Raw genomic sequence first — 12672 nt, forward strand, 5'->3', positions numbered from 1 at the left:
TATGAGTATTCATCAATTGAAAATTGCGGCCACCTACATGCGAGGCGGCACTAGTAAAGGTGTTTTCTTTAATCTTGTTGACCTGCCAGAGCGTGCGCAAACGCCCGGCGAGTATCGAGACAATTTACTGATGCGCGTTATTGGTAGCCCAGATCCTTACGGCAAACATACAGACGGTATGGGTGGAGCAACATCCAGTACCAGTAAGATTGTGATTGCATCTAAGAGTGAACAACCCGGTCATGATGTCGATTATTTATTTGGTCAGGTAGCGATTGATAAACCGTTTGTCGATTGGAGCGGTAACTGTGGCAACTTATCAGCTGCTATCGGGCCTTATGCCATTCACGCTGGTCTTATTGATCCAGAACGAGTCCCAATGAACGGCGTCGTTGAAGTTCGGGTTTGGCAAGCCAATATCGAGAAGACAATTATTGTCCATGTACCAATGATTAATGGTCAAGTTCAAGAAGTCGGTGATTTTGAGTTAGATGGCGTGACTTTTCCAGCCGCTGAAATTCAGGTCGACTTTATGGAACCCGCTGGTGAGGTGGGGAGTGTGCTTCCAACCGGACAAGCGGTTGATCTACTCGATGTTCCTGAATTGGGTTGTATTGAGGTGAGTTTGGTTAACGCAGGGATACCAACCATCTTTGTTGATGCATCCGTTCTTGGATATCAAGGAACTGAACTGCAAGAAGACATCAACTCTGACGAGAAAGCCTTAGCGCTGTTTGAGTCGATTCGAGCGCACGGCGCTGTTGCCATGGGTTTGATTGAAGATATCTGTGAGGCTCAATTGCGTCAGCACACGCCGAAGGTAGCGTTTGTATCGCCACCAAAACCGTATAAAGCATCTAGTGGGAAGATGGTCGAAGAGGCTGAGATTGACGTCTTGGTTAGAGCGCTGTCCATGGGCAAATTGCACCACGCCATGATGGGAACAGCAGCTGTTGCCATAGCATCGGCCGCCGCCATATCCGGAACACTGGTTAATCGCGCTGCAGGTGGTGGCGAACGAGATTTTACTACTTTTGGACACCCTTCTGGAACGTTAAAGGTGGGAGCCGGTGCTTCGTTAACCCCTAAAGGGTGGGCGGTAGAGAAAGCCATGATGAGCAGAAGTGCTCGGATCCTGATGGAAGGGTTAGTGCGCGTGCCTTGTCCATTGTAAATGCTTGGGTCTTGGCATGGTCTGTTTATTACGACATTGCTGTGCCAAGACCTGAATAGGCTATTCAATACGGGCAATAACACGTAAAGACAAAAGGTCAACAAGCCGAGTATACGGCTGATCGTTTTCTGACGAATTCAAGGAGGAGGCGTTATGTCTTCTACACTAGAGCAAAAAGAGCAATCAATTGAAACTTCAAACCAAGGTGTGGCGCAAACAGGAGCTTACCAAGCTGCCTATGATTTTGCGACGCGTAACCCTGAGCAATACTGGCAAAGCCAAGCTCAATGTATTGATTGGTTTGAAGAACCTACCCGAATTTTAGAGAAAGATGACAATGGTATAGAGCGCTGGTTTGCTGACGGCGTGATGAATACGTGCTGGCTTGCACTTGATTATCATTGTGAGCAAGGACGAGGTGATACCACTGCGCTCGTCTATGACTCTCCTATAACAGGCGTTAAGAAGCGCTACAGCTATGTGGAGTTGCGCGATCAAGTAGCGAAAGTCGCCGGCTTGCTAGCGGCTCAGGGTGTCAAAAAGGGCGACCGAGTGGTTATTTATATGCCGATGATTCCGGAAGCGGCGATGGCGATGCTTGCCTGTGCGAGACTCGGTGCGATTCACTCAGTGGTATTTGGAGGTTTTGCCCCTCATGAGCTTGCGGTACGCATTGAGGACGCCGAGCCTAAGATGCTGATCACGGCGTCGTGTGGCATCGAAATCAACAAAGTTATTCCGTACAAGCCTTTGGTTGATAGAGCTATTATGGATAGTCGCTGGAAGCCACAAAATGTACTAGTGCTTCAACGACCTGAATGTGAAGCTGAGTTACAAAATGAGCGAGATTTGGATTGGCAGCAGGAGATGGAGAACTCACTGCCTCACGGTTGTGTGCCTGTGCTTGCAACGGATCCTCTTTATATCTTGTATACCTCAGGCACTACGGGCAAGCCGAAAGGGGTTGTACGTGATAATGGCGGTCATGCGGTTGCGATGAAGTATTCGATGAGTACTATCTATAACATGCCACAAGACGGGGTTTTCTGGGCGGCTTCTGATGTCGGTTGGGTTGTTGGCCACTCTTACATTGTCTATGCGCCTTTGATTCACGGTTGTACGACCATTTTGTTTGAGGGTAAGCCAGTTCGAACTCCCGATCCGGGCGCGTTTTGGCGAGTTTGTGAAGAGTATTCTGTGAACGTTTTATTCTCAGCTCCTACAGCGTTTCGTGCAATCAAGAAGGAAGACCCAGAGGGGGAATGTCTCAAGCAATATGATCTATCAAAGCTCGACACTATCTTTATGGCCGGGGAGCGTTTGGACCCACCAACCCTAGAGTGGGTTGAAAGTAAAACAGCTAAACCGGTTGTCGATCACTGGTGGCAGACCGAGACAGGCTGGGCCATCGCGGGTAACCCAACTGGCTTAGAACTGATGCCTGTGAAAGCTGGTTCAGCGACTAAACCTGTTCCGGGCTATCAAGTCGAGATCCTCGATGAATTAGGAGAAACGGCTCAGCCAAATCAGCAAGGCTTTGTTGCGATTAAGCGTCCTCTACCACCGGGTTGTCTCCCTACCGTTTGGCGCAATCATGACCGCTTTGAATCCGGCTACTTGAGTCAGTTCCCTGGTTACTATGTATCGGGTGATGGTGGATACCTAGACGAAGAGGGCTATCTATTCATTATGGGACGTATTGACGATGTGATTAACGTTGCGGGGCATAGATTGTCGACTGGTGAAATGGAAGAGATCGTTGGTGGCCACCCTGCTATTGCTGAATGTGCGGTTGTGGGAATTCACGATGACTTGAAAGGGCAGCTTCCGCTTGGATTAGTGGTACTTAAAGATGGCGTAAAAGTCGATGACATTGAGCTTCAAGGGGAACTGGTAGGAAAGGTTCGTAATGAAATTGGTGCGGTTGCCTGCTTTAAACAAGCGCTTGTTGTTGAGCGTCTACCTAAAACTCGCTCGGGCAAGATTCTGCGTAAGACGATACGACAAATCGCGGATGGAGAGCAGTACGTTGTGCCTTCAACAATCGATGACCCATCTAGCCTTAAAGAAATCGAAAGTCGTCTATCAAAAGAAGTCTAGTCAGTACTGTTAATTCAATTAGTACTGTTAATAAAATAAAGACGTTTAATAAGCCGCTTAGTGATAAGTACTAAGCGGCTTTCTTTATGGTTCAGTGGAATAATTGCACACCCTAAACATGTCGATACAAGTATCTGTGCTTGTATCGTCGCTATGGGTAAGTAAACTAGGCTATAGTGTTATTTTGTGAAATAAAAGAAGACTCTACATCATGAGCCTAACATTGAGAGCTGCACAAAACTCAGACCTTGAGCAACTGAACGAGATGATGTTCGACCTTCATCATTATCACCATCTCGCTAGCCCGGATCACTTTAAGACTGCTGAGGAAATTGAACAGGAAAAAAGTATCGCTCGATACCTCGATGATCCTCAATGCTTGGTTTATGTGGCTTTAAAAGGACAGCTGATAGTGGGGTTTGTCACGGGACATTTTTGTGAATTGGTGTCCACGGTGAGTAAACCTGTTCAAATGGGCAGTATTGATGAATTGTTTGTTTTGCCTGATTACCGAAATCAAGCGATTGCCGAGAAGCTTTTCAGTAAGTTAGAGAAAACATTTTATGATTATGGAGTGCAGCAGGTGTTCGTTGAAGTATGGGACTTTAATGACAATGCCAAGCACTTCTATCAAAAAATGGGGTTCATACCGCACATTCAATGGTGGAGAAAGTCTTTGGTGAAAAGCTAGGCAGCGCTTAGTGAGTGACTCTATTACACTGCGTTGTTTTCGTTCGTATTTTCTTATTTGTTTGTAGGTACTTTCGTTGTTATATCGTTTCTTCCTCATAATATTGGTTTCTATTTTAGGCATCTCAAATGTATCGGCTCAAGAGCAACTACCCGATAACCTAGCGGGGGCGCTCTGTTTAGTTCGAGCTGATGACCAAATTGTTTTGGTCGATGAGATCATTACAGGTCAATTATCTTTACCGGGTGGCACTATAGTGGTTGGCGAGCCTGCTTATGTCGCAGCCCAAAGAGAGACATGGGAAGAGGCTGGCTTAGCCGTTACCGTTGGTGACGTGCTTGGCTATACAGATGGTGCCGTGGTGTTTGATTGTATTTCTGATTCAGAGATCATCAGCTACGACATAAAAAACGAAATTGGTGGGTTTGAGCTGCCAATCTGGTTTGCTCCGCACTACGGTGTAGAGGTAAGCCGCGCTATGCTTCTGACCCCTGGAACACTTGATGCCAAAGAATACCGCTACCCAGAGCAGTGGGATACCATTGTAGAGATGTTCGGCCGTGCTTCCGATCAGCCTGTCACTTATGTTTCTGAGTTAGTCGCCGCAGCGCCTCAAATTCATCAAGGAGAGCTTGGTGTTATTGCGATGCTCCAAAACGCGATTAACTCACTGCCAAGTGCGATTGGCCATACCATTCTAGTGACCGACCTTATTGCGCAGCCTTGGATTTTTATCGTTGTTTTACCTTTGATAGCTTGGCATTTTGGCCGTAATTTTGCGCTCAAGTTTGGCTTTACGCTTATCTCCGTTACTCTACTGACTTTGATTGCTCATCAGGGCTTTGGTTTGCCTCGTCCGCACGCATACCTCCCAACACTTAAGCTGGTGGAAAGTAGTGGTTATAGCTTTCCAAGCATGTTAGCTGCTATCTGGGTAAGCCTTACCAGTCTGGTCGTTTGGAAGCTGAAAAAGCTCGACGACCAAAAAGCGTGGTCTTGGCTCGGCATTGGTCTGTTGTGGATTGCACTATTTAAAGCATATTCAGGAAGTGCGTTCTTCAGTGATGTTTTAATGGGGGCGGTGTTAGGCGGGCTAGCGACTTGGCACATTGTTCGATTAGATACAAAGCCAGATGTAAACATTAGTGAGTTATTGAGTTCCAAGGCGGTTTGGTGGGGACTTGCGATTATTTCTATTGTTCTAACCGTCATATGGCCATTGCCCACTTTTACATTTTGGGTCGCCATTCTAATGACAATAGCCTGCTTAGTAACTTTGACTCACGCTAACCCTCTAGTAGGTCAGTTCTCATTCAATATTGTACTGGGCGTGATTGTGCTGCTTTTGGCAACCAATGGAGTAATTAGTTGGGCAGGAAGCTTTGTTTCGTATAGCGGTATTGGTTCCTTGATTGTCGAAACACTTCGTTTTCCGCTGTTGATTCTGATTGGTGTAGTTGCTTTCCGCTTACCTTGGAAAAGAGTTTAGAATCGATATCGCGTAATAAAAAAGGCTGTGAAGACAGCCTTTTGTGTTTTTGCTTGGAAGGGCGAGAGCCCAATTAGCGATTACTTGTCGAAGATAAACTTATCAATAGCCGTAGCTACACCGTGGTCGTCATTACTTGCGGTGATGTAGTTGGCAATCTGTTTAGTCTCTTCCATCGCATTTTCCATTGCAATACCAAGGCCAGCATACTCCAGCATATGGTGATCGTTTTCAGCATCACCCATACAAATCACTTCATCAGAGTGAATGCCGAGATGGTTCGCAATGGCTTCGATACCGACACCTTTGTTTGATTTAGGGTTTAAGAATTCAAGGAAGAACGGAGCACTTTGAACAATCGTGAATTGAGATTTAAGTTGCTCTGGCAATTTCCCAATGATTTCTGTCAGTTTGCTCGGCTCTGCGACAATCATGGTTTTGATGATCTCGTGATCGTCTTCTAGTTGAGAAAAATCGAATTCAGTAATTTCTAGGCCATTGATGCGCGCTTCAATGCCGGTGTATTCGTTGTTTTCTGGTGTGATTAGACCATGAACCTTACTGAATGCATGAACATATCCACCCAATTCATGAGCAAGTTCAGCAATCTCCTTAGCCGCTTTACCGTGGCTAATTTCGCTATGAATCACTTCTTTGGTTGATACGTTTTGTACCATCGAGCCGTTGTAGAAAAGGACGAAGTCGTCTTCGCCATTGATGTTCAACTCGTCGAGTTTGCTCTGCATCCCTTCAAGTGGGCGTCCTGATGCTAATACAACTTTAACGCCTTCTGCACGAGCTCGGGCAATCGCATCTTTGTTCTCTGCAGAGATGACTTTATCACTGTTTAACAGTGTGCCATCCATATCCAGAGCAATCAGTTTGTACATGTGGATCCTTACTTACTAAAATAAAAAGCTAACAAAAATGAATGTTGGCAAGGATAAGGCAAGTGGAAACTGCAAGCTAGGGCTTTGATCAACGGATTTTGTAATACTCATTTGTTTGACCCAAGCCTTTAAGTGCTTTATCGTCTCCGCCTAATTTGTTTTACGAAATGATGTGAGCTGAGGGAAAGTTGTACAAGATTAATGAAATGTTTGAAACCATCCAGGGTGAAGGTGTCTTTACTGGTGTTCCAGCGGTGTTCGTGCGCCTGCAAATTTGTCCGGTCGGTTGCTCTTGGTGCGACACGAAACAGACATGGGAAGCATTGGCTGAAGATGAAACATCCCTTGGCGATATTATGGTGAAAACAGAAGACTCACCAACTTGGTCCTCAGTTGATGCTCAAGGCATAGTTGACCAATATGTTAAACAAGGCTTCAATGCTAAACATATTGTGATTACCGGTGGTGAACCTTGTATTTACGATCTTGTACCTTTAACTGAAGCCTTTGAAAAGATGGGGTGCCGCTGCCAAATTGAGACCAGTGGAACATCAGAAGTGAAAGCGACGGCGAACACTTGGGTGACGGTGTCACCTAAAGTGGCGATGAAAGCGAAGCTAGAAATTTTAGACAGCGCTCTGCAGCGCGCAGATGAAATTAAGCACCCAGTGGGTACGTCTAAAGATGTCGACCAACTTGATCACCTATTAGAGCGTGCGAAGGTTTCTTCAGAAACGGTTATTGCACTGCAGCCGATTAGCCAAAAAGATCGTGCGACACAGCTATGTATCGACACGTGTATCGAGCGAAATTGGCGCCTATCTATTCAAACGCACAAGTATTTGAGCATTGCGTAACTCAGCAGCATTGTCGAAAAGGAATAAAAATGAAGAAAGCAGTTGTTGTATTCAGTGGTGGACAAGACTCAACCACGTGTTTGGTTCAAGCTCTGAAGGAGTATGATGAAGTTCATGCGATTACTTTTGACTATGGTCAGCGTCATCGATTAGAAATCGAAGTTGCACAGGGCCTAGCAAAAGAGCTTGGAGTAAAAGCGCACAAGGTTATGGATGTGACGTTATTGAATGAGCTTGCGATTAGCTCACTGACGCGTGATGACATCCCTGTATCTCATCAACTGCAAGAGAATGGCTTGCCAAATTCATTCGTACCAGGCCGCAATATCCTGTTTCTAACGTTGGCGGGTATCTATGCGTACCAAATCGGTGCTCAAGCGGTGATCACTGGTGTTTGTGAAACTGACTTTTCTGGCTACCCTGACTGCCGTAATGATTTTGTAAAGGCAATGAACTCTGCGCTTGTACAAGGCATGGACAGAGAGCTAGATATCAAGACTCCGCTTATGTGGCTGAACAAAGCGGAAACTTGGGCGCTTGCAGACCAGTACTCGGCGCTTGAGCTGGTTCTTAGTAAAACTCTGACTTGCTACAACGGTGTGATTGGCGATGGTTGTGGTGATTGCCCTGCGTGCGAGCTACGTAAAGTAGGGCTCAACGACTATCTAGATAATCGCGATCAAATCATGGCTGAACTGGTTCGTAAGCAATCGGTGAATCGCTAAAGCTATCAGCAGCGATGGGGTCGTTATACGCATCAATGATGCAGTTTCTTCCATTCGCTTTTGCTTGATACAGTGCTTGATCAAGCACTGAATATAGAATATCAAAGTCACTCAGTGATTTCTGCGTCGCCAAATAGGCGAAGCTTGCAGTAATCGTGAGTGGCTTTTTTGATTCTGACAGAAATTCACTAGTGGAAATAGCGTAGTGGATCTCTTCAACGCGCTCACGCACATCTTCGATATTGGTATCTTTTAGCAGAATGAGAAACTCTTCCCCACCAAGACGCCCCAATAGCTCTCCTTTGTTTAGATGCTTAACGATCTGATGGCTAACATGAACCAAAGCGCGATCGCCGGTAGGGTGGCCAAACTGATCATTAATCGTCTTGAACCTGTCTAGATCCAATAGAACTAATACGTGTTGTTTATTCGCTTTTGAAGACGCTTTAGTCTCTTTCACTCGCTTAATGATTTCTGCACGACTGTAGGCCTTAGTCATTGAATCGATGGAAGCTTTACGCCGTATTTTCTTATTCGAGTAAAAAGTGAGGCTAGCTGTGACAACAAGTAATAGAACAATGGCGTTATACATCAGCTTTTGCTGTTGCATTTTCTCTATTTGAAGTTGGTTAAGGTCATGTTGATTGCGTAGCTGAGAGCTCTCTAGTTCTTGTTCATATTGATTGTGCGCTAAGCTCAATGCCTCTAGTGCTAATCGGTTATCTGTATTGCGAGTCGCGATTTGAGATTGCGCATATTGCTCATAGTAGAAGAGTGCTTGTTGGTAATCTTCTTGAGTCCGGTAAAGCTTCGATAGCTGCTGATATACGTCAGCTATATAGCTTTCTCGTTCAACTTGTCTCGCAAGTATCAAGGCGCGCTCGGCGTAATCAAATGCTTCACTCAATAGCTCCTGCTCTTCGAACATTTCGCTAATGGCGAGGTAGGCTTGAATCCGCATCACATCATTATTGAGTTCGGTAGCGAGACTCAAAGACTCAGTGAGGTATGCTCGTGCTAAAGGGTATTGTTGGGTTGCGGTATATGCTTTTCCTAAGCCTAGTGTCGTCATGGCCGTGCCGTAGTTGTGACCAGAAGAATAGAGCAATGTCTTAGCTTGAAGGAACTGTGAGATAGCTAGGTCATAGCTAGACTGAGCCATATAGAGTTTAGCGAGACTGTGGCGAACCTGTGCTTTCATAAGATCAGAAGCAGTCAGGCGTAAGTTGAGGGCTGCTTTCAAGTATTGTTCTGACTGATCAAACTGTTTCATCTCTTTGAAAAGGTTACCCAAATCGTTATAGATTCCAGATATGTCTTGCCCTTTAGGAAATGACTCAATTAAGGTCATGTAGGTGTTGAGGGCTGCTTGGTAATCGCTCCTGAAGTACTGATTGTTGGCGATGACGCGATAAGCGATAGATTTTGGTACGATAGGGTCTGCAATATCGTTGATGTCTGCTTCAAGTATCGAGCAGTAATAATTGGCTTGATGATAGCGAGACTGTTCATTAAATGAACGACAAAGCTGGTACTTCAATAGCAGCTTACCTGTTTCGTCACTTTGGGCTTTCATCTGTCTAAGTAGTTGAATGAATCCTTGCTGAGCTGTTTGATATTGTCCCTGACTATCTAAGAATAACGCTTCGATAAATTTCGCCTCTAACGCTTGGTAATTTTCATCGCCTGAACTCCCTCCGTAGAAAGGTTGATTATGACGTTTCATGTAGGTGTAGAGGAGGGCTGAAATATAAAGTTTTTCACCATTAGATTCAGCACTAGCGTATCGTGCCTTAAGCATATTGAAGGCTCGATCTGGATCTGTGTTTAGTGTCGAAAGATACAGAACATTCCAGTCAGAGTTAGGAGTTTCGCCTAGGTGAATTTGAATACCAGCATCCTTCCGATCAATTTCAGATTTAGCAGGTAAGCTTATGAAGATAATTAAAAATAAAGAAAGTAGGCGGATCACAGATGAGAGTCTGAACTAGATAAAGAACGTCATTCTAAATTTAGTTTGATCTTGGTTCAAATTATCCGTGATAAGTGGATAGAAATGTGTGAGTGAAATCTCTGTCCAAGTTGGTAGTATGGCCAGAGTTTAAAAAGCAGGTAAAAAAATGGCCGCTGTTGAGCGACCATTTCTTATGATTTAGATGTATAGCTTAGCTAGGTCAGAAGGCTCTAGTTCTTTTCCTTCTAGAGAAGCGTTCCAGTTAACGCCAACTAGTACACCATCTTCAGCTAGCGTTAGTAGCCAATCTTCAACGAAGATATCAAGAGGGATTTCTAGTACTTCGAAATCAGCCCACTCTTCTACGTTGTGCGTTTGAGCATCTTCTTTTGAAGACCAGAAAGGCATAACTTCGCTATTTTCAAATTCAGTAGAGTCACATGCTAGCCAACCTTCTTCGTTACGAAGGCCCCATACAAGTTTAGTTTCTTTTGATTCAGAAACGAATAGATCAAGGTTTGCTTGAGTATCAGCTGTTAGTTTGCTCATGAAATAGTTCTCTATATTGATAACGGGGCAAGGTTACCATTAACGCCGCCTTAGGTACATGGCTTAAATGGGATAACCAATGCCTTTAATGGTTTATTTCAGAGTATTAAACCTTTAAGTTACTTGGGTATGAAGGTTACTTTTCTATCTTAGTAAAGATGTGCCACTCTTCTTTAATATGCCCTTTAAACCCAGCCACCGATGCCACCACTTTACGATTGAGTGCATGACTAATGTTGTCTTGGTTGATTCCCCCTGAAGCTGAATCACCATAGCCGACAATATTTATTCGTGATGGCGCGATACCATTGCTGATTAGAGCTCGACGCACATTAGAAGCTCGTTCTTTTGAGAGCATCAAGTTATGCTCTGCGTTGCCCGTTTTACTCGCGTAGCCTTGCAATTGAATAGTCGTGGTTTCATAACGTTTCAAAAAGGAGGCCATTTGACGGATCTGGTTCAAGAAAGCAGGGTTTATTTCAGTCGAGTTATTCGCAAATAAGATATGAAGCTGCTTCTGTTCAGACGATTCAAAATATGATCCACATCCATCATTATCTATTTCGGCACCAACTGGTGTACCAGGGCAAAGGTCACGAGCATTGATAACACCGTCATTGTCGTCATCCTGCAAGTCATATATTTGGTCTGGCTTAGGTGTTGGTATGTAGGCGTACTCATCGTCGAACTGCTGGCCTACCGCTGTTGAAGAGGCCAATACTAATAAAGCAGAGAAAATGCTAAATGTTTTCATGGCTTAGTACTCCACTTCTTCATGCCATTCTTCAGGCGTTTGTACTCTGAGAGCGGTTAGTAGGTTTCCAGCCGCGTTCATGACTCTGTACTTTGCATATTGTTCATCGTACTTAGCATCGAGGTAGTCTTTTCGTGCTTCAAAAAGTTCATTTTCGGTGTTGAGCAGGTCAAGGAGTGTACGCTTGCCTATACGATATTGTTTTTCATAAGAAATCACTGTGTCAGAAGCTGAGTCAACGTGGTCAGATAGAAATTCTTTCTGTTGAACCGTCAAGTCAAGTGCGCTCCAAGATAGCCTCAAGCTCTCTTCAACATTTCGAAAACTTCTTTCTCTTAGATCTTTTGCTTTGTTCAATTGATAAGCAGCGCTTTCTGCTCTGTCTTGGTCGGCACCGCCATTATAGAGGTTGTATCTAAGTCTCAGCATTGCCGAAAACTCATCACTGCTGCCCTCTGTACCGCCGGCATCATCTCGCCAGGTTTGTGTAGCTTCAACCGATACGGTTGGGTAGTTAGTACTTTTTGATTGTTGGTATTGAAACTTGGCTGAATCAACGTCTGCACGCGCAATTTGAATGACCGGGTGCGTCTGAAAAGCAAGCTCAAGTGCATTGTCGATTGTATACGGAATTGCGGCAGAATCTGCTCTTGGGAAAGTCAGTCCAAGTGGCTTTTGACCTGTTAGGCGCTTGAATTGAGTGTGCGTATCGAGGAGGTTGTTTTGAGCTGCCAGTAAATTGCCGTGAGCTTTGGCAATACGCGCCTCAACTTGAGACATGTCAGCGGTTGAACCAATTCCCGAATCCACGCGTTTCTTTATGTCGCGATAGATATCTTTATGGGTCGCCAGATTGCTTTCAGAAAGGGAAAGCACTTCATACGCTTTTACCGCATCAAGGTAAATTTTAGTTACTTCTAACGCAGTGTCTTGTGCTGTCGCAAGCAATTGATAACGTACAGATTCAGCGTCTGCGGCCGTTCGGTCTATATCATTGAGCGTATTAGAGCCATCCCATATCAATTGCGTAAGAGTTATCGTCGCTTCTTTGCGGGTGAGATCTGTCGTATTGGCGTTGGTTACAAGATCGGTGTGCTCATAACCAATACCAGCATCAAGGTCGATACTTGGTCTATATGCGCCTCCAGAGGCATCATTGAGATAACGTTTGCTGATGTACTCATTGTAAGCACTTTTTATCTCTGGATTGTTCTCAAGAGTAAACGCAACCGCCTGCTCTAAAGTTTGACTATATGAAGGCAAACTTAAGAGGACAGCAAGGCCACACGTTGCGGTTTTAATCTTATTCACTGACATCTCCGTACTGTACGAATTACAAACAAAATCAAGCTGAAATAGGTGACTAATTCTAGCGCCAAAAAAATAACGATCTGACGATGGTATTGATAAAAAAGAGAAGGCTTTCCAAGGTGTATTGAGAGGTATAAATTCCCTAAAAATTTAATAAATCTTACCAGTTGCCATCTTC

11 protein-coding genes are annotated in these 12672 nt (G+C 44.6%); 6 read left to right on the plus strand and 5 right to left on the minus strand.

Features of this window, described 5'->3' with window-relative positions; translation table 11 throughout:
* Position 1: 1 nt before the first annotated feature.
* From prpF to FIV04_RS06610, 4 genes are all read left to right on the plus strand, one after another.
* Positions 2-1174: a 2-methylaconitate cis-trans isomerase PrpF gene (gene prpF, locus FIV04_RS06595; RefSeq protein ID WP_152468629.1), complete on the plus strand. Its 1173-nt coding sequence runs from the start codon at positions 2-4 to the stop codon at positions 1172-1174.
* 153 nt (positions 1175-1327) lie between these two features.
* A complete protein-coding gene (locus FIV04_RS06600) occupies positions 1328-3274 on the plus strand; it encodes a propionyl-CoA synthetase (RefSeq protein WP_152468630.1) in 1947 nt (648 codons plus the stop codon).
* Between the two features lie 211 nt (positions 3275-3485).
* Entirely contained in the window at positions 3486-3965 is a 480-nt protein-coding gene (locus FIV04_RS06605) for an N-acetyltransferase (RefSeq protein ID WP_152468631.1), read from the plus strand.
* Between the two features lie 76 nt (positions 3966-4041).
* The gene (locus FIV04_RS06610) at positions 4042-5454 is read left to right on the plus strand and encodes a phosphatase PAP2 family protein (RefSeq protein WP_152468632.1); all 1413 of its coding nucleotides are present in this window, start codon (positions 4042-4044) and stop codon (positions 5452-5454) included.
* Between the two features lie 80 nt (positions 5455-5534).
* Here FIV04_RS06610 and FIV04_RS06615 read toward each other — a convergent pair whose 3' ends face one another.
* The gene (locus FIV04_RS06615) at positions 5535-6344 is read right to left on the minus strand and encodes a Cof-type HAD-IIB family hydrolase (RefSeq protein WP_152468633.1); all 810 of its coding nucleotides are present in this window, start codon (positions 6342-6344) and stop codon (positions 5535-5537) included.
* Positions 6345-6532: 188 nt separating this feature from the next.
* Here FIV04_RS06615 and queE point away from each other — a divergent pair, with 188 nt between their 5' ends.
* A complete protein-coding gene (gene queE, locus FIV04_RS06620) occupies positions 6533-7201 on the plus strand; it encodes a 7-carboxy-7-deazaguanine synthase QueE (protein ID WP_152468634.1) in 669 nt (222 codons plus the stop codon).
* Positions 7202-7230: 29 nt separating this feature from the next.
* The gene (gene queC, locus FIV04_RS06625) at positions 7231-7926 is read left to right on the plus strand and encodes a 7-cyano-7-deazaguanine synthase QueC (RefSeq protein WP_152468635.1); all 696 of its coding nucleotides are present in this window, start codon (positions 7231-7233) and stop codon (positions 7924-7926) included.
* Here queC and FIV04_RS06630 read toward each other — a convergent pair.
* From FIV04_RS06630 to FIV04_RS06645, 4 genes are all read right to left on the minus strand, one after another.
* Positions 7886-9727 (minus strand): tetratricopeptide repeat-containing diguanylate cyclase, encoded by a 1842-nt coding sequence (locus FIV04_RS06630; RefSeq protein ID WP_152468636.1) that lies wholly within the window; start codon positions 9725-9727, stop codon positions 7886-7888. The genes queC and FIV04_RS06630 overlap by 41 nt on opposite strands.
* Before the next feature lie 351 nt (positions 9728-10078).
* Entirely contained in the window at positions 10079-10429 is a 351-nt protein-coding gene (locus FIV04_RS06635; protein WP_032549144.1) for a DUF2750 domain-containing protein, read from the minus strand.
* Positions 10430-10565: 136 nt separating this feature from the next.
* A complete protein-coding gene (locus FIV04_RS06640; RefSeq protein WP_152468637.1) occupies positions 10566-11183 on the minus strand; it encodes an OmpA family protein in 618 nt (205 codons plus the stop codon).
* Positions 11184-11186: 3 nt separating this feature from the next.
* Complete coding sequence (locus FIV04_RS06645) at positions 11187-12500, minus strand: TolC family outer membrane protein (protein ID WP_152468638.1); 1314 nt, start codon at positions 12498-12500, stop codon at positions 11187-11189.
* Positions 12501-12672: the final 172 nt, after the last annotated feature.

This window comes from Vibrio sp. THAF190c (genome assembly GCF_009363355.1).
GTDB classification, from domain to species: Bacteria; Pseudomonadota; Gammaproteobacteria; order Enterobacterales; family Vibrionaceae; genus Vibrio; species Vibrio fortis_A.